The following is a 24701-nucleotide window of genomic DNA, read 5'->3' on the forward strand; positions in this document are numbered from 1 at the left end:
GCCTCGTAGATCAGGCCGGAGTAGAAGTCGACGTTGGGGTAGAGCTTGCGCTTGACGAAGTACTCGTCCTCGAGCGCGATCTTCTCGAGCTCCTGGGCGATCTCCAGCAGCGGGTTGACGCCGGTGACCTCGAAGACGTCGTCGCAGGCCTTCTTGATGATCTTGGCCCGCGGGTCGTAGTTCTTGTAGACCCGGTGACCGAAGCCCATCAGCTTCTCGTTGCCGTCCTTCACCCCGGCGATGAACGACGGGATGTTCTCCTTCGAGCCGATCCGGCGCAGCATCCGCAGCACGGCCTCGTTGGCGCCGCCGTGCAGGGGGCCGTAGAGCGCCGCCACGCCGGCCGCGACCGCCGAGTAGGGGTCGACCTGTGACGAGCCCACCGAGCGCACCGCGTTGGTCGAGCAGTTCTGCTCGTGGTCCGCGTGCAGGATGAACAGCACGTCGAGCGCCTTGACCAGCCGCTCGTCGGCCTCGAACTTCTGCTCGCTCATCTTGAACAGCATCGAGAGGAAGTTGGCGGTGTAGCTGAGGTCGTTGTCGGGGTAGACGTAGGGCTTGCCCTGCGCGTGCCGGAACGACCAGGCGCCGAGCGTCGGCATCTTCGCGATCATCCGGACGATCTGCATGTGCCGGTTGTCGGCGTCGTGGATGTTGCGGGCGTCCGGGTAGAACGTCGAGAGCGCACCGACGGAGGCCATCAGCATCCCCATCGGGTGGGCGTCGTAGCGGAAGCCCTGCATGAACTCCTTGACGTTCTCGTGCACGAACGTGTGGTAGGTGATCTCGTGCACCCACGTCTCGTACTCGGTCTTGGTCGGCAGGGTGCCGTGCACCAGCAGGTAGGCGACCTCGAGGAACGTCGACTTCTCGGCGAGCTGCTCGATCGGATAGCCGCGGTACTCGAGGATGCCCTGCTCGCCGTCGATGTAGGTGACGGCGCTGCGACAGGACGCGGTGTTGACGAAGCCGGGGTCGTAGACGGCGAGGCCGGGCTGGTTGTCGCCGGCCTTGATCGCCCCGATGTCCGCGGCCTTGATGGCGCCGTCGGTGATCGGTACGTCGTACTCCTGGCCGGTGCGGTTGTCCCGGACGGTGAGGGAGTCAGTCACCCTGCAAACTTAGTCCGGCCGGCACAAGCGCCGACAGCCGGTGTCCGCGGGCAGCCCCAGCGTTTTGACCGGGGGAGACCCTCCCGCGTAGATTTGTCGGTCGCGCCTCCTGCCGCGTCCGGACGTCCGCACGACATCCGTTCGCAGCCCCGGACATCTCCACCTCAGCATCACCAGTGCCGGGCCGTGTTCGTCAGAAGGCGTGGCTCCACCAGCCGCCCGGACACCTCCGGGTCGGTCCCGACGAACGAGAGAGAACACTCGTGCGCACCTACAGCCCCAAGCCCGGTGACATCACCCGGGAGTGGCACGTCATCGACGCCGAGGACATCGTCCTCGGCCGTCTCGCGGTCCAGGCCGCCAACCTGCTGCGCGGCAAGCACAAGCCGACGTTCGCCCCGCACATGGACATGGGCGACTTCGTGATCGTCGTCAACGCGGACAAGGTCGCCCTGTCGGGCGACAAGAAGAACTCGAAGCTGGCCTACCGCCACTCCGGCTACCCGGGCGGCCTCACCGCCACCCCCATCGGCGACCTGCTCGAGAAGGACGCCCGCAAGGTCGTCGAGAAGGCGGTCTGGGGCATGCTCCCCAAGAACAAGCTGGGCCGGCAGATCATCAAGAAGCTGAAGGTCTACTCGGGTCCCAACCACCCGCACCAGGCCCAGAAGGCCACCCCCTTCGAGATCACCCAGGTCTCCCAGTCGTCGTCGACCCAGAGCAAGTAGAGGAAGTCACAGTGTCTGAGAACACCACTGAGGTCGAGGAGACCGAGACCTTCACCGCCGACGAGAGCGGTGTCGCCTACAGCTCCGAGAGCGAGCCGACCGCCGAGACGATCGCGGCGCGCCCCGCCACGATCGCCCCCGCCGCGGCCACCGGCCGCCGCAAGGAGGCCGTCGCCCGCGTCCGGATCGTCCCGGGCACCGGTGAGTGGACCGTCAACGGCCGCGCCCTGGACTCCTACTTCCCCAACAAGCTGCACCAGCAGGTCGTCAACGAGCCGTTCGCGGCGCTGCAGCTCGAGGGCCGCTTCGACGTGATCGCCCGGATCCACGGCGGTGGCATCACCGGCCAGGCCGGCGCCCTGCGCCTCGGCGTGGCCCGGTGCCTCAACTCGATCGACGAGGAGACCAATCGCCCGACGCTCAAGAAGGCCGGGCTGCTCACGCGGGACGCCCGGGTCATCGAGCGCAAGAAGGCCGGTCTCAAGAAGGCCCGCAAGGCGCCCCAGTTCAGCAAGCGCTGATCGTCGCCTGAGTTGCCTCGGGTCTTCGGCACCGACGGTGTGCGGGGCCTGGCCAACCGCCAGGTCACCGCAGAGCTCGCCCTCGACCTGTCGGTCGCGGCGGCTCGGGTCATCGTCGACCGCGGCGAGTTCGAGCCCACCCGTGAGCGCCCGCTCGCGGTCGTGGGCCGGGACCCGCGCATCTCCGGCCAGATCCTGGAGCACGCGGTCGTCGCCGGCCTGGCCTCGGCCGGCGTCGACGTGCTGCGCCTGCGCGTCCTCCCGACCCCTGGTGTCGCCTACCTGACGCAGGCGCTCGGCGCCGACCTCGGTGTCGTCATCAGCGCCTCGCACAACCCGATGCCCGACAACGGCATCAAGTTCCTCGCCGCCGGCGGTCTGAAGCTGGACGACGCCGTGGAGGCGCAGATCGAGGAGATCCTGGGCTCCGACTGGGAGCGGCCGATCGGGGCCGCGGTCGGCCGGGTGCGTCCCTACGAGCGGCCGGTCGAGGAGTACGTCGAGCACCTGGTCGGCACCCTGAGCCGGCCCCTGACGGGGCTCAAGGTCGTGGTGGACTGCGCCCACGGCGCCGCCAGCGTCGCCGCCCCGATGGCCCTGCTCGACGCGGGGGCCGAGGTGGTCGTCATCGGCGCCGAGCCCGACGGGCTCAACATCAACGAGGGCTGCGGCTCGACGCACCTCGGGCCGCTCCAGGCGGCCGTCGTCGCGCACGGCGCCGACGCCGGGTTCGCGCTGGACGGCGACGCCGACCGCTGCCTGGCCGTGGACCGCGACGGCAACGACGTGGACGGTGACCAGATCCTCGCGATCCTGGCGATCGGCATGGCGGAGTCCGGTCGGCTGGTGAAGGACACCGTCGTGACGACGGTGATGAGCAACATCGGGTTCGTGCGGGCGATGCGCGAGGCCGGTCTCGGCCTGCGCCAGACCAAGGTCGGCGACCGCTACGTGCTCGAGGCGATGCGGGTCGGCGGCTTCACGCTTGGTGGTGAGCAGTCCGGCCACGTGATCATGAGCGAGCACGCGACGACCGGCGACGGCATCCTCACCGCCCTGCACGTGCTGGAGCGGATGGCGGCCACCGGAAGGTCCCTCGCGGAGCTGGCCTCGGTCGTCACGAGGTTCCCCCAGGTGCTGGTCAACGTCCCCGACGTCGACAAGTCGCGCACCGACGACGACCCGGTGCTCGCCGCCGCGGTCGCGGAGGAGGTGGCCGCGCTGGGCGACACCGGGCGGGTGCTGCTACGCCCGTCCGGCACCGAGGACCTGGTGCGGGTGATGGTGGAGGCCTCGACCGCCGAGCTTGCCACCGACGTCGCGGAGCGGCTCGCCGGCGTGGTCCGCGAGCGGCTCGCGCGTTGATGGTGCTCCTGCTGATGGGGACGGGCTGATGGTCTCCGGCCCGCCCCTGGTGGTCGAGGGGCTCGCCAAGTCCTTCGGGGCCGTGCGGGCGGTGGACGACCTGACCTTCGCCGTCCGGCCGGGCGCGGTGACCGGCTTCCTCGGCCCCAACGGCGCGGGCAAGACGACCACGCTGCGGATGCTGCTCGGGCTCACCCGCCCGACGTCGGGTCGCGCGCTGGTCGGCGACCGGCCCTACGCCGAGCACCCCAGGCCCGCGCGCGTGGTCGGAGCGGCCCTCGACGCCTCCTCCTTCCACCCCGGCCGGTCCGGCCTCGGTCACCTCGAGGTGTACGCCGCGCAGGTCGGCGTCTCCCGGCAGCGTGCCCACGACCTGATCGAGCTGGTCGGCCTCGCCGGTGCCGCGGACCGCCGGGTCGGTGGCTACTCGATGGGCATGCGCCAGCGCCTGGGCCTGGCGACCGCCCTGCTCGGCGACCCGCCCGCGGTGGTGCTCGACGAGCCCGCGAACGGCCTCGACCCCGAGGGCATCGTCTGGCTGCGCAGGCTGCTGCGCACGTTCGCCGACGAGGGCCGGACCGTGCTGATCTCCAGCCACGTCCTCGCCGAGGTGCAGCACACCGTCGACGACGTGGTGATCATCGCCGCCGGCCGGCTCGTGCACGCCTCGTCGCTCGCGGCGCTGGCGGACCTCGCCGAGCCGGAGACCTACGTGGAGTCGCCCGACCCCGAAGCGCTCGCCCGGCTGGCGGCCGACCGCGGGTGGACCGCCCGCCCGGAAGGTGCCGGCCTGCTCGTGAGCGCCGTCGCCGGGGCCGAGATCGGCGCCGCGGCGTACGCGAACGGCATCGAGCTGCACCAGCTCGCCGGCCGGGGCGTGGGGCTCGAGGACGTCTTCCTCCGGCTCACGGGGGGCGCCCGATGAGGGCGGCGCTGGTCGCGGAGTACCGCAAGCTGGTGACCACCCGGATGTGGTGGGTGCTGCTGATCGCGCTCGCGGCCTACCTCGCCTTCATCGGCGGCGTCATGGGGTTCTCCCTCACCGTCGCCCCCCAGCCCGAGGACGGCACGGCGATGCTCGAGGGCGCCGAGCTCGCGGCCGCCGTCTACAGCCTGGTCAACGCGGTCGGCTACGTCTTCCCGCTGGTGATCGGCAGCCTGGCGATGACCATGGAGTTCCGGCACCAGACCATCACCCAGTCCCTGCTGGTCGAACCGCGGCGCTCGGTGTTCCTGGGTGCCAAGCTGCTCGTGACCGTCCCACTGGGGCTCCTCTACGGCCTGGTCGCCACCGTGGCCGTCGTCGGCGTGGCCGGTCCGCTGCTCGAGGTGGCGGGCGACGGCGCCTTCCTCACCGACGGCCGGGTCCTCCAGGTGATCCTGCTCGGCGTCGTGGTGAGTGCGCTGTGGGCCGTGATCGGCGTGGCGTTCGGCAGCGTGCTGACCAACCAGGTCGCGGCCATCGTGGTGATCCTCGCCTTCACCCAGTTCGTCGAGCCGATCGCCCGGCTCGGGCTGGGCGCCTTCGACGCGACCGAGGGCGTGGCGAGGTTCCTGCCCGGCGCGGCCGCCGACGGCCTGATGGGCGCGAGCTTCTTCGCGGCGTTCGGGGGCGGCGAGTCCGACCTGCTTCCGCGGTGGGCGGCGCTGCTGGTGCTCCTGGCGTACGCCGGCGGCCTCGCCCTGGTCGGTCGGCTCACCACGCTGCGCCGCGACATCGGCTGACCCGGACGGCGCCGTTATTGGGAGGCGGGCCGGGGTCCTCCGGGCTAGGTTCGCGGCCGTGAGCATCGAGATCCGGGACCTGGACCGGCACGACGAGGCCCAGGTGCGGATGTTCTGGGAGGTCGAGCGGGACGCCGTCGCCGACCGGCCCTACAACACGTTCCTGGCCTGGGAGGCCGCCCGGGCCTACATCCCCATGGAGATGCCGCACGTGGTCCGGCACTTCGCGGCCGCCTGGGACGGCGACGTGATGGTCGGTGCCCTGGTGGCCAACGGGCCGCTCACGGACAACACGCACCGGGCGTACGCCGACATCGCCGTCCACCCGGCCCACCAGCGCCGTGGCATCGGCACCGCTCTCCTGCAGGAGGCCGAGGCGTTCGCCCGCGCGCAGGGACGGCGGGTCCTCGGGAGCGAGGCCTACGCCCCGGTCGGCGGGAGCAGCGCGTCGCTGGAGTTCGCGACCCGGCACGGCTTCGTCGTGGCCCTCGAGAACGGCATGAAGGTCGTCGACATCGCGAAGACCCGGGACCGCTGGGACGCCCTGGCCGCCGAGTGCGCGCCGTACCACCGGGACTACGAGATCCGCACGGTCTGGGCACCGATCCCCGACGAGCTCGTGGCGGGTCACAACCTGGTCAGCAACATGTTCATCTCGGAGGCGCCGTCCGGGGACCTGGACATGGAGGACGAGGTGTGGGACGCCGAGCGGCTGCGCGCCCAGGAGGAGCGGGCCGCCAAGGCCGGCCGCCGCGACGCCACGACCTTCGCCCTGACCTCCGACGGCGAGGTGGCCGCGATGACCGAGCTCTTCGTCAACGAGACCGCGCCGCACCGCGGCTTCCAGAGCGGCACCCTCGTCGTCCCCGCGCACCGCGGCCACCGGCTCGGCCTGGCGATCAAGGTCGCCAACCAGCGGGCCGTGGCGGACCGCTTCCCCGAGCTGGAGTGGATCATCACCGGCAACGCCGACGTCAACGCGCAGATGAACGCGATCAACGACCGGCTCGGGTTCCGGGTCGTCGAGCGCTGCCTCGAGATCGAGAAGGCGCTGTAGCGGCAGCGAGCGCGGCTAGATCTTCCGCAGCCGGACGTAGCGGACCGAGTGGTCCCAGTCCTTGCGCAGCACCAGCGTCGCGCGGGAGCGGGTCGGGAGGATGTTCTCGACCAGGTTGGGCCCGTTGATCGTGTCCCAGATCCGGGTCGCCTCCGCGACCGCCTCGTCGTGCGAGAGCGCGGCGTACTGGGAGAAGTAGGAGTGCGGGTCGCGGAACGCCGTCTCGCGCAGCCGCAGGAAGCGCTCGACGTACCAGGTCTTGATCTTGTCGCGCCCCGCGTCGACGTACACGGAGAAGTCGAAGAAGTCGCTCAGGGTGAGGCCGGCGCGACCGTCGTCGCGCACCCGCGCGGGCTGCAGGACGTTGAGGCCCTCGATGATCACGATGTCGGGGCGCTTGACCACGACGTGCTCGCCCGGGACGACGTCGTAGGACAGGTGCGAGTACGTCGGGGCCTCGACCTCGTCCCGGCCCGACTTGATGTCCACGACGAACCGCAGCAGCGCCCGGCGGTCGTAGGACTCGGGGAACCCCTTGCGCTGCAGCAGGCCGCGCCGCTCCAGCTCGGCGTTCGGGTAGAGGAACCCGTCGGTGGTCACGAGCGCCACGTTGGGGTGCTCGGGCCAGTGCGCGAGCATCTGCTGGAGCACCCGGGCGGTGGTCGACTTGCCCACCGCGACCGAGCCCGCCAGGCCGATCACGAACGGCGTGCGCGGCGGCGTCGGCCGGTGCAGGAACGCCTCCTGCTCCCGGTGCAGCCGCCCGGCCGCCTCGACGTACAGGCTCAGCAGCCGGCTGATCGGCAGATAGACGTCCTCCACCTCGCGCAGGTCCAGCGCGTCGCCGAGCCCCCGGAGCCGGGTGATCTCCTCGGCGGTGAGCGGCGCGGTGCCGGCCTGCTGGCCGAGCTGGGCCCAGGCCTCGCGGTCGAGCTCGATGTACGGCGAGGACTCGCGGGTGTCGACCGCGTGGTCGCCGTTCGGCATGACGTGATTCAACCAGCCGTACAGTTACCTCCCGTGTGCGGGATCGTCGGGTACGTCGGAACACGGCAGGCCCAGGACGTCGTGGTCGACGGCCTGCGGCGGCTCGAGTACCGCGGCTACGACTCCGCCGGGATCGCCCTCGTGGTCGACGGCGACGGCGACGTCCGGATCGCGGTCGCCAAGAAGGCCGGCAAGCTCGCCAACCTCGAGAAGGTCATCGCCGACACCCCGCTGCCGGCCTCGACGACCGGGATCGGGCACACCCGCTGGGCCACCCACGGTGCCCCCAACGACGTCAACGCGCACCCGCACCTCGGATTCGGTCGCCGGGTCGCGCTGGTGCACAACGGGATCATCGAGAACTTCGCCGAGCTGCGGGAGCGGATCGAGGCGGACTCCGAGCAGCTCGGCCTCGTCTCGGAGACCGACACCGAGGTCGCCGCGCAGCTCCTCGAGCTGCAGCTCGCCTCCGACGTCGACCTGACCGAGGCGATGCAGCGGGTCTGCGGCCAGCTCGACGGTGCGTTCACGCTGGTCGCGGTCGACGCCCACGACCCGACCCGGGTGGTGGCCGCGCGCCGCAACTCGCCGCTGGTCGTCGGCATCGGCGACGGCGAGAACTTCCTCGGCTCCGACGTGGCGGCGTTCATCGAGCACACCCGCGAGGCGCTCGAGCTCGGCCAGGACCAGGTCGTCACCATCACCGCCGACTCGGTGTCCATCACCGACTTCCACGGCGTCCCGCAGGAGGGCCGGCGCTACCACGTCGACTGGGACCTGTCCGCGGCCGAGAAGGAGGGCCACGACTGGTTCATGCGCAAGGAGATCTACGAGCAGCCCCGCGCGGTCGCCGACTCGCTGCTCGGGCGGCGCACGGCGGAGGGCCTGCTCCACCTCGACGAGATGCGCCTGTCGGACCAGGAGCTCCGCGACATCGACAAGATCATCATCATCGCCTGCGGGACGTCGTTCTACGCCGGCATGGTGGCGAAGTACGCGATCGAGCACTGGTGCCGGGTCCCCGTCGAGGTCGAGCTGGCCTCGGAGTTCCGCTACCGCGACCCGATCCTGGACTACTCGACGCTGGTCGTGGCGATCTCGCAGTCGGGGGAGACCGCGGACACGCTGCAGGCGATCCGGCACGCCCGGACCCAGCGCTCGAAGGTGCTGGCGATCTGCAACACCAACGGCTCGACGATCCCGCGCGAGTCGGACGCGGTGATCTACACCCACGCCGGCCCGGAGATCGGGGTCGCGTCCACCAAGGGGTTCCTGACCCAGCTGGTCGCGTGCTACCTGCTCGCCCTCTACCTCGCGCAGGTCAAGGGGACCCGGTTCGGCGACGAGATCACCCAGGTGGTGCACGAGCTGGAGGCGATCCCGGGCCACATCGAGTCGGTGCTCGCCGACGACGCCGTGGTCCTGGAGCTGGCGCAGTCGCTGGTCGGCGCCACCTCGGTGCTGTTCCTCGGCCGGCACGCCGGCTACCCGGTCGCGCTCGAGGGTGCGCTCAAGCTGAAGGAGCTGGCCTACCTGCACGCCGAGGGGTTCGCGGCCGGCGAGCTCAAGCACGGCCCGATCGCGCTCATCGAGTCCGGGCTGCCGGTGTTCTGCGTCGTGCCTCCGCGAGGCCGCGACCAGCTCCACGACAAGATGCTCAGCGGGATCCAGGAGGTGCGGGCCCGCGGCGCCCGCACGATCTGCCTGGCCGAGGAGGGCGACGACAAGATCACGCCGTACGCCGACGTGCTCATCCGGCTCCCCGCGGTCCCCGTCCTGCTCCAGCCGCTGGTCGCCGTCGTGCCGTTGCAGCTGTTCGCCTGCGAGCTGGCCTCGTTGATGGGCCACGACGTCGACCAGCCGCGCAACCTGGCCAAGTCTGTGACGGTGGAGTGAGCGCTCTGGTGGACGACCGGTGATCGTGGGGGTCGGGATCGACGTCGTGGACATCTCCCGGTTCGCCGAGTCGCTCGGCCGGACGCCGGAGCTCCGGGACCGGTTGTTCACGCCGGGTGAGACCGGGCTGGGCATCGCCTCGCTGGCGGCCCGGTTCGCGGCGAAGGAGGCGATCGCCAAGGCCCTCGGCGCCCCCGGCAACATGCACTGGCACGACGCCGAGGTCGTCTCCGAGGAGTCCGGCCGCCCGGTCATGACGATGCGCGGCACCGTCCTGGCGCGGGCCAACGACCTCGGCGTGACCTCCTGTCACCTCTCCCTGTCCCACGACGCGGGCATCGCGTCGGCGCTGGTGGTGCTGGAGGGCTGACGGCCGCGGGCCGGGTGAGACTCCCCCCGGCGCTACGGTGACGGGGTGCGCCACGCCCACACCGTCGAGCAGGTCCGGGCCGCCGAGCAGACGCTGATGGCGGCGCTGCCCGACGGCGCGCTGATGCAGCGGGCGGCGGCCGGGCTGGCGTACGCCGTGATCGACCTGCTGGGAGGCGGGTACGGGCGGCGGGTCGTCCTCCTCGTCGGGGGCGGCGACAACGGCGGGGACGCGCTCTACGCCGGCGCGATGCTGGCCCGCCGGGGCTGCGCGGTCGAGGCGGTGCTGCTGTCCGAGCGCGCCCACGAGTCCGGCCTGGCCGCGCTGCGGGCCGCCGGCGGGCGCAGCGTGGACCGGCCGACCCGGAGGCCGGACGTGGTGGTCGACGGGATCGTCGGCATCGGTGGCCGGCCGGGACTGCAGCCCGAGGCGGCCCGGATGGTGCGGCTGCTGCACGGCGTGCCGGTCGTCGCGGTCGACACCCCGAGCGGCGTGGACGTCGACACGGGGGAGGTCGACGGTGAGCACGTGGTCGCGGACCTGACCGTCACCTTCGGCACCCACAAGGTCTGCCACCTCGTCGACCCGGCCGCGGCGGCGTGCGGTGCGGTGCACCTCGTCGACATCGGTCTCGACCTGCCGGACGCCGCGGTCGAGAGCCTCCGGACCGAGGACGTCGCCGCGCTGCTGCCGCGGCCCGCCGGGGAGAGCCACAAGTACACCCGCGGCGTGGTCGGGGTCCGGGCCGGGTCCGCGCAGTACCCCGGCGCGGGACTGCTGTCCGTGGCGGGCGCGGCGAGCGGCCTCGCGGGGATGGTGCGCTACGTCGGTGACGACGCGGTCGCCGCCAGGGTGCGCGACGCCCATCCCGAGGTGGTCGGCGCCGGCCGGGTCCAGGCCTGGGTCGTCGGGTCGGGGAGCGGTGCCGGCGCCCAGGGCACCCTCGAGGAGGCGCTCGCGGACGGGCTGCCCACGGTGGTCGACGCCGACGCCCTCCAGCACCTCGCCCGTCCGGTGCCCGTCCCGGCGGTCCTGACCCCGCACGCCGGCGAGCTCGCCGCGATGCTGGGCGCGCAGCGTGAGGAGGTCGAGGCAAAGCCGCTGGCGTTCGTCAGACGGGCCGCGGAGCAGTACGACGCGGTGGTGCTGCTCAAGGGCCGCCGGACGCTGGTCGCCCGCCCGGACGGGCGGGTGCGCGCGAACCCCACGGGCACGCCCTGGCTGGCCACCGCGGGCGCCGGCGACGTGCTCGGCGGGATCATCGGGGCGCTGCTGGCGGCCGGGCTGGCGCCGTACGACGCCGCCTCGGTCGGTGCCTGGCTGCACGGAGCGGCCGCGACCATCGCCGCAGGCGACGGGCCGCTGGTGGCCGGCGACGTGGCGAACGCCATCCCCGCGGCGGTCCGTGCCGTCCTGCACGACGCCTGAGTGGGAGAATCGGTCCCGATGCCCCCGCCCTCCAGGACGACCGCGCGCGCGGAGATCGTCGTCGACGTGGCGGCGATCCGGCACAACGTGCGCACGCTGCGGGAGCACGTCGGCCCGGGCGTCGCGATGATGGTGGTGGTCAAGGCGGACGGCTACGGGCACGGGATGGCCGAGGCGGCTCGCGCCGCCCGCGCCGCGGAGGCCGAGTGGCTCGGGGTCGCGACGGTCGACGAGGCGCTGGCGCTCCGGGCGGCCGGCGACACCGGCCGGGTGCTGTGCTGGCTGACGGTGCCCGGAGACGACTACCGAGCCGCCGTCGAGCAGGACGTCGACGTGACCGTCTACTCCGAGGCCGAGCTGGCGGAGGTGGTCGCGGCGACCGACCGGACCGCGCGGGTGCAGCTCAAGGTCGACACCGGGCTCAGCCGCGGCGGGGCCTCGCCCGACGAGTGGGCGGCGCTGTGCGCGGCGGCCGCCGGCCTGGAGCGCGACGGCCGGATCTCGGTGACCGGCGTGTGGTCGCACCTCTCGTCCTCCGACGAGCCTGAGGACCCGGCGAACGCCGCCCAGGAGGCGCTCTTCGACGAGGCGCTCGCCGAGGCCGAGCGGGCCGGGCTCCGGCCCGAGGTGCGCCACCTGGCCAACTCCGCGGCCGCGATCCTCCGGCCGAGCGCGCGCCGCGACCTGGTCCGGGTCGGCATCGCGGCGTACGGCCTCGACCCGGCCCCGGGCCACACGCCCGACCTCGGGCTGGTCCCCGCGATGACCGCCCGCGCCTCCCTGGCCATGGTGAAGCGGGTCGACGCGGGGGCGGCCGTCTCCTACGGCCGCACGTGGACCGCCGAGCGCGCGACGACGCTCGGCCTGGTGCCGGTGGGCTATGCCGACGGCGTCCCGCGGGTCGCGGGCAACCGGGCCGAGGTCTGGGTGGCGGGGTCGCGCCGCCCGGTGCGCGGCCGGGTCTGCATGGACCAGCTGGTGGTCGACCTCGACGACGCGGGCGCGACCGCCGGTGACGACGCGGTGCTGTTCGGTCCGGGTGTCCACGGCGAGCCCACCGCGCAGGACTGGGCGGAGGCCTGCGGGACGATCAGCTACGAGATCGTCACCAGGATCGGCGGCCGGATGACCCGCCGCCACACCGACTCGGCCACCGAGACAGCAGAGGGGACCGACCGATGACCCGGGCCGGACGCCGGATCGCCGGGCTCGCCGCAGGTGCCGCGGGAGTCGCCGCCGCGGGTGCCGCGGCCGACATCGTCCGCCGTCGCCGGGAGATCGGGCGGCGCGGGATCGACGACACCCCGTTCGGGGCCCTGCGGTCGACGCCGACCAACGTCATCGCCACCGACGGCGTCCCGCTGCACGTCGAGGTCGACGAGCTCGGGCCGGCGGAGGGAGCCGCCACCGGCCGGCGGAGCCGCCGCAAGCCACCCGCGACCGCGCCGCTCACCGTCGTGTTCGTGCACGGCTTCGCCCTCAACCTGGACTGCTGGCACTTCCAGCGGGCGGCCTACCGGGACCTGGTCCGCACCGTCTTCTACGACCAGCGGTCGCACGGGCGCTCGGGCCGGTCGGCGGCGCAGCACTCGACCATCGACCAGCTGGGCTCGGACCTTCTCTCGGTCCTCGACGCCGTCGCGGCCGACGGGCCCGTGGTCCTCGTCGGGCACTCGATGGGCGGCATGTCCATCGTCGCCCTGGCCGAGCAGCGCCCCGACCTCTTCGGTGACCGGGTCGTCGGCGTGGGCCTCATCTCCACCACCGCAGGCGGTCTGGAGCCGAGCCGGATCCTGCTGCCGATGGTCCCGGCCAAGCTCATGGGCGGGGTGACCACCCGCGCGGTCCGCACGCTGGCGCGCCGGCACCGCACCATCGACGGGCTGCGGCGGGCCGGCCGGGCGGTCGCGATGGTCGCGACGGACCAGTTCGCGTTCGGCGGCCGGGTGCCGTCGGCGTACGTCGACTTCGCCGACGAGATGCTGTCGGCCACGCCGTTCGACGTGGTGGCGGACTTCTTCCCGCACTTCCGCTCCCTCGACAAGTTCCACGCGGTGGAGTCGATGTCGCGGGTGCCGACGACGGTGATCTGCGGGACCGACGACAAGATCACGTCGATCGGTCACAGCCGCAAGCTGCACGACCGGATCGCCGGCTCGACGCTGCTGGAGTGCGAGGGAGCCGGGCACCTGGTGATCCTCGAGCGCCACGACCAGGTCAACGCCGCCCTCGACCAGCTGATCTCGGCGGCCGCAGAGCGGGTCGGCGCCCGGTGACGGCGGACCAGGTCACGGTGGCCCGGGTGGGAGCGGAGGCCGCGGAGAGCGTGCTCGAGGTGGTCCGCGAGGCCTTCGGCGCCCGCCCCGTCCTCGACCCGCCGGCGGACGCGTCGGCCGAGACCGTCGAGTCCGTCCGGGTGCGCCTGGCGCACCACGGCGGGCTGCTCGCCTCCCTCGACGGCCGACCGGTCGGCGCCCTGGTGCTCGACCCGGTGGGCGACACCGTGTTCCTGCGCCGGTTCGGGGTCGTGCCGGGTGCCCAGGGCCGCGGCGTCGCCCGCGACCTGGTGACGACCGCGCTGCGGTCGGCGCGGCAGCAGGGCGCCGCCGACGTCGCGGTGGTCGCCCGGGAGGAGCTGCCGGAGACGGTCCGGTTCTGGGAGGCGCAGGGTTTCGAGGTGGTGGCCAACCACTCGCCCTACGTCGAGCTGCGGCGCTCGCTCGCGGTCGGGGACGTCGGGCAGGACGTGCCGGACGCCGAGGCCATGCGGGCGCTGGGAGCAGAGGTCGCCCGGCGGCTGCGGGCCGGTGACCTGGTGCTGCTGGTCGGCGACCTGGGCGCGGGCAAGACGACGTTCACCCAAGGCCTGGGCGAGGGCCTGGGCGTGCGCGGGCCGGTCACGTCGCCGACGTTCGTGATCGCCCGGGTGCACCCCTCCGAGGTCGGCGGGGTGCCACTCGTGCACGTCGACGCCTACCGGCTCGGCGGCCTCGAGGAGCTCGACGACCTCGACCTGGACGCCTCGCTCGACGAGGCGGTCACCGTCGTCGAGTGGGGCGAGGGCATCGCCGAGGGGCTCGCCGAGTCGCGGCTCGAGGTCCGGATCGGCCGGGGCGACGCCGCCGACGACGAGTCCCGCACGGTCTCGGTGACCAGCGTCGGGCCGCGATGGGACGCGGACCCGTGGTGACGCTCGTGGCCCATCTGACCGACCTGCACTTCGGCGGGCCGGCCGCCGCCCGCGAGCGCGCTGACCGCGTGCTCGACCACCTGCTGGCGCTCGACCCGGCGCCCCACCTGCTGCTGGTGACCGGCGACGTCGCCGACCACGGCACCGCCGAGGAGTACGCCGAGGCGCGCGAGGTCCTGTCCCGCTGGCCGGGGCCGCTGCTGGTCGGCACCGGCAACCACGACGTCCGCGACACGTTCGCACGCGGGCTGCTCGGCCGGGAGTCCGACGGGCCGCTCGACCAGGTCCTCGACCTGCCCGCCGCCCGGTTCCTGATGCTCGACTCGCTGGTCTCGGCACCGCCGGGGGAGCGGGTCGACCCCGGCGAGCTCACCGACGAGTCGCTGGCCTGGCTCGACGCACGCCTCGCCGAGGACGACCGCCCGGCCTACGTCTGCCTGCACCACCCGCCCGTAGACATCGGCGTGAGCCTGATGGACCCCATCCGGCTCCGCGAGCCCGAGCGGCTCGCGGCGGTCCTCGAGCGGCACCCGCACCACGCCGCGACCCTCGTCGGTCACGCGCACACGCAGTGCGCGACCACGTTCGCCGGGCGCCCGTTGCTCGTCGGGGGCGGCGTCGCGTCCACGGTGCCGCTCGACGCCGAGCCGTTCGGGTTGATCTGGGAGGCCGGTCCGCCGACGGTCGCGTTCCACCTGCTCCTCGGCGAGGGCCGGGTCGTCACCCATTGGAGAGCCCTCTGATGATGCTCGCGTTCGACACCGCCACCCGGCTCGTCACCGTCGCGCTGCACGACGGCGCCGACGTCGTCGCCGAGCTCAGCGGTGACGCCCCGATGAAGCACGGCGAGCAGCTCGCGCCGCTCATCGCCGGCGCGCTCGAGCGGGCCGGGATCGTCCGGCAGGACCTCACCGCGATCGGCGTCGGCGTCGGCCCAGGCCCGTTCACCGGGCTGCGGGTCGGGTTGGTCACCGCCCGGACGCTCGGCTTCGTGCTGGAGATCCCGGTCTACGGCGTCTGCACGCTCGACGTGCTCGCCGTCGAGGCCGCCACGACGGGCGCGGTCCAAGGCGACTTCGCGGTGGCGACCGACGCCCGGCGCAAGGAGGTCTACTGGGCGACGTACGACGGCGACGGCCACCGCCTCGACGGCCCCGTCGTCGACAAGCCGGCCGCGCTGGCGACCGACCTGCCGGTCGCGGGAGAGGGCCCCGGGCTCTACCCCGAGGCGTTCCCGCACGCCGTCGCGCCCACCCGGCCGAGCGCCGGCTGGCTCGCCCACGCGATCGCCGAGGAGCGGGCCGAGCTGCTCGACCCGGAGCCCCTCTACCTCCGCCGGCCCGACGCCGCCGCCTCGCACGCGCCGAAGCCCGTGTCATGACGGTGCGCGCCGCGACCCCGGACGACCTCGATGCGGTCGTCGTGCTCGAGCAGGACGCCCTCGGGCCCGATGCCTGGTCGGTCGGGCTGCTCGAGGAGGGCCTCGCCGGGCGGGTGCCGACGGTGTACTACCTGGTCGCCGAGAGCGACGGCTCGGTCGTGGGGCACGCGGTCACCTCCCTCGCCGGCGACATCGCGGAGCTCCAGCGGATCGCGGTGACGCCGGCGGCACGGCGTACCGGCGTGGCCTCCGCGCTGCTCGACGCCTCGGTCGCCCTGGCCGAGGGCGCCGACCGGATGCTGCTGGAGGTCCGGGCCGACAACGCCGGCGCGCTGGCGTTCTACGCCGCCCACGGGTTCGTCGAGGTCGACCGGCGGCAGAAGTACTACAAGGACGGGGCGACGGCCGTGGTCATGCGGCTGCCGCTGGGCAAGGGATGTGGAGGGACCGCAACCTCATGACGGACGAACCGCTGGTCCTCGGGATCGAGACCTCCTGCGACGAGACCGGGGTCGGGATCGTCCGCGGCCACACGCTGCTCGCGGACGCGGTCGCCAGCAGCGTCGACGAGCACGCCCGCTTCGGCGGGGTGGTGCCCGAGGTCGCCAGCCGGGCCCACCTCGAGGCGATGGTCCCGACCATCGAGCGCGCGTGCGAGACCGCCGGCATCACGCCGTACGACGTCGACGCGATCGCCGTGACCAGCGGGCCGGGCCTGGCCGGGGCGCTGCTGGTCGGGGTCGCCGCGGCCAAGGCGCTGGCGATCGGTCTGGGCAAGCCGCTCTACGGCGTCAACCACCTGGCCTCGCACGTCGCCGTCGACCAGCTCGAGCACGGCCCGCTGCCGGAGCCGGTGCTGGCGATGCTGGTCAGCGGCGGCCACTCCAGCCTGCTCCGGGTCGAGGACGTCACCACGGGCGTGACGCCGCTCGGCGCCACCATCGACGACGCCGCGGGCGAGGCGTTCGACAAGGTTGCCCGGCTGCTCAGCCTGCCGTTCCCGGGCGGCCCGCACATCGACCGCGAGGCCCGATCCGGCAGCAGCGTCGCCATCGACTTCCCGCGCGGGCTCACCTCGAGGAAGGACCTGGAGCGGCATCGCTTCGACTTCTCGTTCTCCGGCCTCAAGACCGCGGTCGCCCGCTGGGTCGAGGCCCGGGAGCGGTCCGGCGAGCCGGTCCCGGTCGCCAACGTCGCGGCGTCGTTCCAGGAGGCGGTGTGCGACGTCCTGGTCCGCAAGGCGCTCGACGCCGCGACCGACCAGGGCATCGAGGACCTGCTCATCGGCGGCGGCGTGGCCGCCAACTCGCGGCTCCGGGCGATGGCCGAGTCGCGGGCCGAGCCGCTCGGCATCCGGGTGCGGGTCCCGAGGCCCGGCCTGTGCACCGACAACGGGGCGATGGTCGCCGCGCTCGGTGCGGAGATGGTCGCCCGCGGGCGGACGCCGTCCGCGCTCGACCTCCCGGCCGACTCCAGCCAGCCGGTGACCAGCGTCCTGGTCTGAGGGCGCCCTGGCCCGGCCCGCGGGCGTCGAGTGACCACTTCTGGTCGCTTCCGGGGCCCGACAGGCCACCAGTTCGGGTCACTCGACGCCGCGCGCTGCTCAGAACCGGGTGCGGTCCTCGCCGAAGTAGAAGTACAGGTCGCCGAACTCGCCCTGCATCGGCTCCACGACCTCCTCCAGCGTGCCGTCGACCCCGAGCCGCACCAGGGTCTGGGTCTCGCCCTCGACCCCGACCGCGACGATCGCGTCGGCGGACTCCCAGACGGGCATGACCAGGGCGATCTGGCTGCTGCGGCGCTGGGTGAACTCGGCCACCAGCTCACCGGTCCCGGCGTCCAGGATCTCGAGCCGCGTGAGGCCGAGGCCGTCGCCGTACGGCGAGCTCGCCATGACGTAGCGACCGTCCGGGCTGAAGGCGCCCAGCGAGTGGTCGCAGGTCTCCCAGATCGGCTCGGTGGTGCTGACCGCGGGGTCGAGCACCCCCGAGCAGCCGCTGGCGTCGTCGTTCACCGTCGTCTGGAGCGCGATCCGCCCCTCGACCGGGTCGGCGCTCATCACGCCGACCAGGCCCGGCAGCGGGGTGACCGACCCGTCCGGCTCGGCGATGCCGGCCTCCACGGACCCCTTCCGGTCGGTCGCCTCGAAGACCACGCGGTCCTCGGCCACGAAGCCGACGGGGGACACCTCTGGGAGCTCCGGGAAGTCCCAGGCCATGCCGGCCTCCGGGTCCGTGGTCGAGTGCAGCAGGAGGGTCTGGGCACCGGCCTCGGTGGCGGTCCAGCTCACCCACGCCCGGTCCGGCGTCGTGGCCAGGCCGGCGGTCTTGCTCGACCCGCCCTGTGGCTGGAAGTCCTCGCTGAGGTAGCTGAGGCTGTCCCTGGGTGGGTCCACGGCGATCCAGCCCCCGTCGGCCGGGCTCGGCACCAGCGCCTGGTAGCTCGGGTCGAGCCGTCGCAGGCCGTCCTCGGGCAGCACGACGCCGTCCGGGGTGAAGTACTCGACGCCGGGCGCGTCGCCGCGTTCGAGGCCGGTCAACGTGAGGGTGGTGCGGGCGACCTCGGTCGGCGCGTCGGGCGACGGCGCCGGCTCGATCGGGCGGTCGGCGTCGTCGACACCCCGCCCCGCGAAGACCGCGACCGGCACGATGATCGCGACGGCCGCCGCGCTGCCGAGGCCGGCGGCGATCCGGCGGTTGCGCCGGATCCGGCCGGCCCGGCCGGTCACGTCGCCGAGGCTGAGGGGGTGGCCGCCGAGGTGGTCGACCTGGTCGTGCAGCTGCCGCCCGAGCAGCTGCTCGAGCTCGTCGTGGTGGGTGTTCATCGCTCCTCCTCGCTGTGGCGGGGGTGCAGGCTCTCGGGTGCGCGTCCGCGCAGGGTGGCCAGCGCGCGGCTGGCCTGGGACTTGACCGTGCCGACGGAGATGCCGAGGATCTCGGCGACCTCGGCCTCGGTCAGCTGTTCGTAGTAGCGCAGCACGACGACGGCGCGCTGCTTGCGGGGGAGGGTCTGGACGACCTCCCACAGCTGCGAGCTCCGCCCCTCGTCGTACTCGTCGACGACGGGATGCTCGGGCAGGGTGTCGCTGGCGTGCTCGCGCTTCTTCCAGCCCCGGCGCCACAGCGAGTTGTTCTCGTTGACCATGATCCGCCTGACGTAGCCGTCGACGGAGCCGCGGTCCTGCACCTTGTCCCACGCCAGGTAGAGCTTGGCGAGCGAGGTCTGCACGAGGTCCTCGGCGTTGTGCCGGTTGCCGGTCAGCAGGTAGGCCGTGCGGAGCAGGCTCGGCTGCCGCGCCTGCATGTAGGCCTCGAACTCCGCGTCACGGACCTGTGCGCGGTCGCCCATGGTCACCCCCGTTCCGGTGAGTGTCTGCATCTCTCTCCTCCATCCAATCGAGACCAGGACGCAGATGCGGGGAGGAAGGTTGCATTCGCGTGGCTAGGGTTGCCCGGACCCGTCCAGATCCCAGGAGGCCCCATGCAGCAGGTCCGAGCCGTCGTCTCCCTCCGCAGGGGCGAGCCGGTCAGCATCGCGACGATCAACGTGCCGGACCCGGGCCCCGGTGAGGCGCTGGTCAAGGTGCAGGCCTGCGGGGTGTGCCACACCGACCTGCACTACCGCGAGGGCGGGATCAACGACGACTTCCCGTTCCTGCTCGGTCACGAGGCCGCGGGCGTCGTCGAGGCGGTCGGCCCCGACGTCACCAGCGTGGCGGTCGGCGACTTCGTCGTCCTCAACTGGCGTGCCGTCTGCGGCAGCTGCCGGGCCTGTGACCGCGGTGAGCCGTGGTACTGCTTCGCCACCCACAACGCGACCCAGAAGATGACGCTGGAGGATGGCACGGAGCTGTCCCCGGCCCTCGGGATCGGCGCCTTCGCCGAGAAGACGCTGGTCGCGGCCGGCCAGTGCACCAAGGTCGACCCGTCGGCGCGGGCCGCGGCCGTCGGCCTGCTCGGCTGCGGGGTGATGGCCGGGATCGGCGCCGCCATCAACACCGGCCAGGCCACCCGCGGCAAGTCGGTCGCGGTCATCGGCTGCGGCGGCGTGGGCGTCGCCGCGGTGGCGGGCGCCCAGCTCGCGGGCGCGTCGCCGATCATCGCCGTCGACATCGACGCCAAGAAGCTCGAGGCAGCCACGCGGATGGGCGCCACGCACACCGTCGACTCGTCGGCCACCGACCCGGTCGCCGCGATCCAGGAGCTGACCGGCGGGTTCGGCGCGGACATCGTCATCGAGGCGGTCGGCCGCCCGGAGACCTGGAAGCAGGCGTTCTACGCCCGCGACCTTGCCGGGACCGTCGTCCTCGTCGGCGTACCGACCCCCGACATGACGATGCCGGACATCCCGCTCATCGACGTGTTCGGCCGCGGCGGCTCGCTCAAGTCGAGCTGGTACGGCGACTGCCTGCCATCGCGCGACTTCCCGATGCTGGTCGACCTCTACCAGCAGGGGCGGCTCGACCTGGACGCGTTCGTGACCGAGGAGATCGCCCTCGACGACGTCGAGGCGGCGTTCGGCCGGATGCACGAGGGCAACGTGCTGCGTTCGGTCGTCGTCCTCTGATGGCGGGCCCCACGCGCGTCGACCACGCCGTCGTCAGCGGCACGTTCTCGCTCGACGGCGAGACGTTCGACGTCGACAACAACATCTGGGTGGTCGGCGACGACGACGAGTGCGCGGTGATCGACGCCCCGCACTCGGTCGAGGCCATCCTCGAGGTCGTCGGCGGACGCAAGGTCAAGGCGATCCTGCTGACCCACGCCCACGACGACCACTGCCGGGTCGCGCCGGCACTGCGCGAGGAGGTCGTCGCGCCGGTCTTCCTGCACCCCGACGACAAGCCGTTGTGGGAGCTGGTCCACACCGACTACCTCTGGGACCTCGACCTGCTCGACGGCTGGGAGCTGGAGGTCGGCGGTACGACGTTGCGCACGCTGCACACCCCGGGTCACGCGCCCGGCGGCTGTTGCTTCTACGCCCCCGACCTCGGCTGCGTGTTCACCGGCGACACGTTGTTCCAGGGCGGACCGGGCGCGACCGGGCGGTCCTACTCCGACCTGCCGACGCTCGAGGCGTCCATCCGGGCCAAGCTCCTCGCGCTGCCGGACGACACGGTCGTCCACACCGGGCACGGCGACGACACGACCATCGCCGCCGAGCGGGCCGGGCTGGGCTAGGGGGCGTAACTGGGTGTCCAGTCGGCGTTACTGACGTGCAGTGACGCCGACTCGCCGACGTTCGCCGACGTACTGGGTGTCGAGTCGGCGTTACTGATGTGCAGTAGCGCCGACTCGCGGGGCTAGACCGACTCGCTGCCCTTCTCGGCCTTCTTCTCGTCACCGTGCCCGGGCCACCAGGCCTTGTGGCCGAGCAGCGCCGTGATGGCCGGGGTGAAGAACATCGCCATCACGAACGCCGACACCAGGATGCCGAACGACAGCGCGAAGCCCATGGACACGAAGAACGAGTTGCCGCCGAGCATCAGGGACGCGAAGGTGCCGGCCAGGATGACGCCGGCCGCCGCGATCGTCGGCCCGCCGTGCTTGACGGTCTGGGACGCAGCCTCCCGCGAGCTCATGCCCTCACGGGCCTCCTCGCGGAGCCGGGCGATCATCAGGATGTTGTAGTCGGTGCCGAGCGCGACCACGAACAGGTAGATGTAGATCGGCAGGATGAAGATGAGGCCGGGGTCGCCCTTGATGTGCTCGAAGATCAACGTCGTCGCGCCGAGGGTCGCGCCGAAGCCGAGCCCGACCGACGCCATCAGGTAGAGCGGCGCCACCAGGCTGCGCAGCAGGAGCGCGAGGATCAGCATGATCACGATCGCCGCGACCGGGAACACGACCGAGTAGTCCCGGTTCATGGCGGCCTGGAAGTCCACGAAGATCGAGGTGTTGCCACCGACGTACGCCTCCGTGCCGTCCGGAGCCGCCGCGTCCGCGGCGTCGCGCACGGAGTCCTTCACCGCGTTGATCGCGGCGTCCGACGAGGGGTTGTCTTCGAGGAGGAACGTGATGGACCAGGTGGTCCCGTCGGCGTTCGGCTGCCGCGCCTGCGCCTGGGCGACACCGTCCGCGGCGGCGATCTCCTCGGCGAACGCCGTCGCGTCCGACTCGCTGATCGGCTCGTCGCCGTCGGAGGTCAGGATGATGTAGCCCGGGTCGCTCGCGCCCGCGGAGACCGCGTCGGTGAACTTGTTGATCGCGATCGTCGACTCGGCCTCCGGGGGCAGGCTGGACTCACCGAGGTCGAAGCTGGGTGTGAAGGTGAACGCGATCGCCGCCAGCACGGCCAGCGTGCCGCCCGAGGCGAGCGCGAACCGGCCCGGGTGGCGGGCCAGCGAGGCACCGACCGCGGCGAACCGGGCGCTCTCGGGCTCGACGAGGTACTTCTTCGACGGCCAGAACAGCGCCCTGCCGAGGACGGTGACGATCGCGGGGACCAGGGTCAGCGACGCCACCAGCGTCACGGCGACCGCGATGGCCAGCGCCGGCCCGATCGCCCGGAAGATGCCCAGCGAGGACAGGATCAGCGCCATGAACGAGACGATCACGGCGCCACCGGCCGAGGCGATGGCCTCGCCTGCCCGCTCGAGGGCGTGCGCCACGGCGGGCCGCTTCTCCTCGCCCTCCCGCAGCCGCTCCCGGTAGCGGAACAGGAAGAACAGGATGTAGTCGGTCCCGATGCCGTAGAGGACGACGAACAGGATCACCTCGACGTCGCTGCTCGCCTTGAGGTCGAAGAGCTCGTTGGCGATGGCGATCAGGCCGTTCGCCACGCTGCCGACCACGGCCACGACGATGATCGGCATCAGGCAGATGATCACGCTGCGGAAGATGAGCGCGAGCAGCAGGACGATGAGCAGGATGGTCGCGACGCTGACGATGACCAGCGCGTCGCCGGACGCCTCGGTCTGGTCGTAGCCCTGGGCGACCGGCCCGGTCACGCCGGCCTCGAGACCGGTCCCGTCCACTGCTGCGCCGAGCGCGTCCCGCAGGTCCTCGACGGAGTCGTAGGAGGACTCCTCGAAGCCGGTGACGCCCTCGGCGAGGCCGATGATCGCGTAGGCGATGGACCGGTCCTCCGACGGCACGGCGAGGAGGTCCGGCTGGCTCGGGTCCACGGGCTGCACCGAGTCGAACGCGTCGCCGAGCTCGCCGTCGAGCCCGGCGACCACCTCGTTGGCCTTGGCCAGGTCCTCGTCGCTGAGGGCCTCACCGTCCGCGCGGTCCAGGACCACGATGGCCCCGACGGTGGCGTTCGTGTCCGGGAACTCGTCGGCCTGGAGCGTCGCGGCCTTGATGGACTCGTACTTCTCGGGGAGGAACTCCGCCTGGTCGGTGGTGGTCTTCAGGGACGGCGCGAAGGCGATGACCAGGCCGGCGAACAGGACCCAGACGGCGATGACGTACCAAGGACGACGGGAGGCCAGGCGGCCGAGCGCGGCAAACACCTGCCGAGGCTATCGATCAGAACGGCCGCACCAGGAGGCAGGTGCCTTCGCCCGCGACCCGGGTGAGGACGATCACAGCCTCCTCGTCGCCCGACAGGGCCAGCCGCTTGCGCAGCTGGTCCGGTACGACGTCGACGCCCCGCTTCTTGATGGTCAGCCGCCCGACGTTCCGTTCGCGGAGTGCGGCACGGAGGGCCTTCTCCCGGTAGGGCAGCTCCTCCAGCACCTCGTAGCCCCGGGCGAACGGCGTCCGGAACGACGCGTCCGAGGTGACGTAGGCCAGGTGCTCGTCGACCAGCCCGCCGTCGACGCCGGCCGCGACCGCGGTCACCAGCCCCGCCCGGACGACCGCGCCGTCCGGCTCGTAGAGGAAACCCCCGACGGGCCGGACCGGTGCTCCCGGGTCGTCCTCGTCGGTGATCGTGGCCAGGCCGCCGTCGCCGATGACGGTCGCCCGGCGCACGCAGGTGGCGAGGCGACCGGCCCACAGCGCGGCCTCCTTGACCTCGCCGTGGTCGCTGACCCACTCCGCCTCCACGCCGTCCGGCACCAGCGCGTGCGGGATGCCGGGGGCCGCCTTCACGCAGGCGTCCCGGGCGAGCAGCGACTCGACGAACGGCCAGGGTGGCGACCAGTGGTCGGTCGAGAAGACCCGGCCCCGGGCCGTCCGCCGGGCCGGGTCGGCGAACGCGACGTCGAAGCCCGAGTGGTCGAGGGTGGTCGCGTCGGCGACCTGGACGGCGCCGCCCAGGCCGAGGGCGGCGAGGTTGGCAGTGGCCACCGCGACCCGCTCCGGGTCGAGGTCCACGCCGGCCGTGGTGATGCCGGCGGTGGCGAGCGCGACCAGGTCGCCGCCGACGCCACAGCCGAGGTCGACGACGGACCGGGCGTCGAAGGCCCGCACCCGCGCGGCCCGGTGCGTCGCGACGGACAGCCGGGTGGCCTGCTCGAGGCCCTCGGGCGTGAAGTACATCCGGGCGGCGAGGTCGCCGAACTTCGGGACCGCCGCCCGGCGCAGCGCGGCCTGCGAGAGCGCCACCGCCAGACGTTCCGGCGGGATGCCGGGCGCCGTACGCCGCAGCGCGGCGTGCGCCGCGAGCGGGTCGTCGGAGACCGTCGCGCCGAGCCCGACCGCCGCCGCCAGCACCGGCTGTCCCTCGTCGGTCAGCAGCCAGGCGAAGGCGTCGAGGTCCACCGCTCGATCCTCCCAGCAACCGATCGACAGGGGGCGTTGGCACTCCGTCATGTCGAGTGCTAGTTTCGACATTGGCACTCTCCCTGTGGGTGTGCCAATTGACGTGAGCCAACAGCTACACCGCCAAGTACACCCAGATACCCGAAAGTGGAGGTCGACATCGTGTCGGTCAGCATCCAGCCCCTCGAGGACCGCATCGTCGTGAAGCCGCTTGACGCCGAGCAGACCACGGCCTCCGGCCTGGTCATCCCGGACACCGCCAAGGAGAAGCCCCAGGAGGGCGAGGTCGT

At 72.7% G+C, this 24701-nt stretch carries 24 protein-coding genes and 1 pseudogene; 19 read left to right on the plus strand and 6 right to left on the minus strand.

Features of this window, described 5'->3' with window-relative positions:
• Positions 1 to 1112, minus strand: a 1112-nt coding sequence (locus JHD21_RS08285; protein ID WP_292673371.1) for a citrate synthase, incomplete at its 3' end; no start/stop codon positions are given.
• A 263-nt stretch (positions 1113 to 1375) separates the two neighbouring features.
• Between JHD21_RS08285 and rplM the strand changes: the two genes are divergently transcribed.
• From rplM to JHD21_RS08315, 6 genes are read left to right on the plus strand one after another with little or no spacing between them, the layout of a single operon-like run.
• Positions 1376 to 1840, plus strand: coding sequence for a 50S ribosomal protein L13 (gene rplM / locus JHD21_RS08290; RefSeq protein ID WP_292673374.1), 465 nt, complete (start codon positions 1376 to 1378; stop codon positions 1838 to 1840).
• A gap of 11 nt (positions 1841 to 1851) precedes the next feature.
• Positions 1852 to 2361: a 30S ribosomal protein S9 gene (gene rpsI / locus JHD21_RS08295; RefSeq protein ID WP_292673376.1), complete on the plus strand. Its 510-nt coding sequence runs from the start codon at positions 1852 to 1854 to the stop codon at positions 2359 to 2361.
• 12 nt (positions 2362 to 2373) lie between these two features.
• Positions 2374 to 3726, plus strand: coding sequence for a phosphoglucosamine mutase (glmM, locus tag JHD21_RS08300; RefSeq protein ID WP_292673378.1), 1353 nt, complete (start codon positions 2374 to 2376; stop codon positions 3724 to 3726).
• 28 nt (positions 3727 to 3754) lie between these two features.
• Positions 3755 to 4651, plus strand: a complete 897-nt coding sequence (locus JHD21_RS08305; RefSeq protein ID WP_292673380.1) for an ATP-binding cassette domain-containing protein — start codon at positions 3755 to 3757, stop codon at positions 4649 to 4651.
• Complete coding sequence (locus JHD21_RS08310; RefSeq protein WP_292673382.1) at positions 4648 to 5451, plus strand: ABC transporter permease; 804 nt, start codon at positions 4648 to 4650, stop codon at positions 5449 to 5451. Before JHD21_RS08305 ends, JHD21_RS08310 begins: the two co-directional genes overlap by 4 nt.
• Before the next feature lie 58 nt (positions 5452 to 5509).
• Entirely contained in the window at positions 5510 to 6508 is a 999-nt protein-coding gene (locus JHD21_RS08315) for a GNAT family N-acetyltransferase (protein WP_292673384.1), read from the plus strand.
• A 15-nt stretch (positions 6509 to 6523) separates the two neighbouring features.
• Here JHD21_RS08315 and coaA read toward each other — a convergent pair whose 3' ends face one another.
• A complete protein-coding gene (gene coaA, locus JHD21_RS08320; RefSeq protein ID WP_292673386.1) occupies positions 6524 to 7495 on the minus strand; it encodes a type I pantothenate kinase in 972 nt (323 codons plus the stop codon).
• 33 nt (positions 7496 to 7528) lie between these two features.
• Between coaA and glmS the strand changes: the two genes are divergently transcribed.
• The 10 genes from glmS to tsaD are packed head-to-tail and all read left to right on the plus strand — an operon-like array spanning position 7529 to position 17264.
• Positions 7529 to 9391, plus strand: a complete 1863-nt coding sequence (glmS, locus tag JHD21_RS08325; protein WP_292673388.1) for a glutamine--fructose-6-phosphate transaminase (isomerizing) — start codon at positions 7529 to 7531, stop codon at positions 9389 to 9391.
• A 19-nt stretch (positions 9392 to 9410) separates the two neighbouring features.
• Complete coding sequence (locus JHD21_RS08330; protein ID WP_292673391.1) at positions 9411 to 9761, plus strand: holo-ACP synthase; 351 nt, start codon at positions 9411 to 9413, stop codon at positions 9759 to 9761.
• A 45-nt stretch (positions 9762 to 9806) separates the two neighbouring features.
• On the plus strand, positions 9807 to 11189 hold the full coding sequence (locus JHD21_RS08335; protein ID WP_292673393.1) for an NAD(P)H-hydrate dehydratase: 1383 nt from the start codon (positions 9807 to 9809) through the stop codon (positions 11187 to 11189).
• An 18-nt stretch (positions 11190 to 11207) separates the two neighbouring features.
• Entirely contained in the window at positions 11208 to 12371 is a 1164-nt protein-coding gene (alr, locus tag JHD21_RS08340) for an alanine racemase (RefSeq protein ID WP_292673396.1), read from the plus strand.
• Positions 12368 to 13465 carry an alpha/beta hydrolase gene (locus JHD21_RS08345; RefSeq protein ID WP_292673399.1) on the plus strand — a complete coding sequence of 366 codons (1098 nt, stop codon included), beginning with the start codon at positions 12368 to 12370 and terminating at the stop codon, positions 13463 to 13465. Before alr ends, JHD21_RS08345 begins: the two co-directional genes overlap by 4 nt.
• On the plus strand, positions 13462 to 14379 hold the full coding sequence (gene tsaE, locus JHD21_RS08350) for a tRNA (adenosine(37)-N6)-threonylcarbamoyltransferase complex ATPase subunit type 1 TsaE (protein ID WP_365695702.1): 918 nt from the start codon (positions 13462 to 13464) through the stop codon (positions 14377 to 14379). Before JHD21_RS08345 ends, tsaE begins: the two co-directional genes overlap by 4 nt.
• Positions 14358 to 15122 (plus strand): metallophosphoesterase, encoded by a 765-nt coding sequence (locus tag JHD21_RS08355; RefSeq protein ID WP_292673402.1) that lies wholly within the window; start codon positions 14358 to 14360, stop codon positions 15120 to 15122. Before tsaE ends, JHD21_RS08355 begins: the two co-directional genes overlap by 22 nt.
• Positions 15122 to 15760 carry a tRNA (adenosine(37)-N6)-threonylcarbamoyltransferase complex dimerization subunit type 1 TsaB gene (gene tsaB, locus JHD21_RS08360; RefSeq protein WP_292673404.1) on the plus strand — a complete coding sequence of 213 codons (639 nt, stop codon included), beginning with the start codon at positions 15122 to 15124 and terminating at the stop codon, positions 15758 to 15760. The genes JHD21_RS08355 and tsaB overlap by 1 nt, the downstream gene beginning before the upstream one ends.
• Positions 15757 to 16221 (plus strand): ribosomal protein S18-alanine N-acetyltransferase, encoded by a 465-nt coding sequence (gene rimI, locus JHD21_RS08365; protein ID WP_292673407.1) that lies wholly within the window; start codon positions 15757 to 15759, stop codon positions 16219 to 16221. The genes tsaB and rimI overlap by 4 nt, the downstream gene beginning before the upstream one ends.
• On the plus strand, positions 16218 to 17264 hold the full coding sequence (tsaD, locus tag JHD21_RS08370; protein ID WP_292673410.1) for a tRNA (adenosine(37)-N6)-threonylcarbamoyltransferase complex transferase subunit TsaD: 1047 nt from the start codon (positions 16218 to 16220) through the stop codon (positions 17262 to 17264). Before rimI ends, tsaD begins: the two co-directional genes overlap by 4 nt.
• A gap of 99 nt (positions 17265 to 17363) precedes the next feature.
• On the opposite strand, the gene JHD21_RS08375 is transcribed toward tsaD, so the two are convergent.
• Together JHD21_RS08375 and JHD21_RS08380 are read right to left on the minus strand one after the other, a co-directional pair.
• A complete protein-coding gene (locus JHD21_RS08375; protein WP_292673412.1) occupies positions 17364 to 18584 on the minus strand; it encodes a hypothetical protein in 1221 nt (406 codons plus the stop codon).
• Entirely contained in the window at positions 18581 to 19108 is a 528-nt protein-coding gene (locus tag JHD21_RS08380) for a SigE family RNA polymerase sigma factor (protein WP_292673414.1), read from the minus strand. Before JHD21_RS08380 ends, JHD21_RS08375 begins: the two co-directional genes overlap by 4 nt.
• A gap of 132 nt (positions 19109 to 19240) precedes the next feature.
• On the opposite strand from JHD21_RS08380, the gene JHD21_RS08385 reads away from it, so the two are divergent.
• Positions 19241 to 20326: an S-(hydroxymethyl)mycothiol dehydrogenase gene (locus tag JHD21_RS08385; protein WP_292673417.1), complete on the plus strand. Its 1086-nt coding sequence runs from the start codon at positions 19241 to 19243 to the stop codon at positions 20324 to 20326.
• Positions 20326 to 20940, plus strand: coding sequence for an MBL fold metallo-hydrolase (locus JHD21_RS08390; protein ID WP_292673419.1), 615 nt, complete (start codon positions 20326 to 20328; stop codon positions 20938 to 20940). Before JHD21_RS08385 ends, JHD21_RS08390 begins: the two co-directional genes overlap by 1 nt.
• Positions 20941 to 21062: 122 nt before the next feature.
• Here the strand turns inward: JHD21_RS08390 and JHD21_RS08395 are convergent, their stop codons facing one another.
• Both JHD21_RS08395 and JHD21_RS08400 read right to left on the minus strand, forming a co-directional pair.
• Complete coding sequence (locus tag JHD21_RS08395) at positions 21063 to 23216, minus strand: MMPL family transporter (protein ID WP_292673421.1); 2154 nt, start codon at positions 23214 to 23216, stop codon at positions 21063 to 21065.
• Between the two features lie 16 nt (positions 23217 to 23232).
• Complete coding sequence (locus JHD21_RS08400) at positions 23233 to 24411, minus strand: class I SAM-dependent methyltransferase (RefSeq protein ID WP_292673423.1); 1179 nt, start codon at positions 24409 to 24411, stop codon at positions 23233 to 23235.
• A 162-nt stretch (positions 24412 to 24573) separates the two neighbouring features.
• On the opposite strand from JHD21_RS08400, the pseudogene JHD21_RS08405 reads away from it, so the two are divergent.
• Positions 24574 to 24701 (plus strand): annotated as a pseudogene (locus tag JHD21_RS08405) (co-chaperone GroES); the annotation flags it as partial.

It is taken from the genome of Nocardioides sp. (genome assembly GCF_016462705.1).
Lineage (GTDB): Bacteria > Actinomycetota > Actinomycetes > Propionibacteriales > Nocardioidaceae > Nocardioides.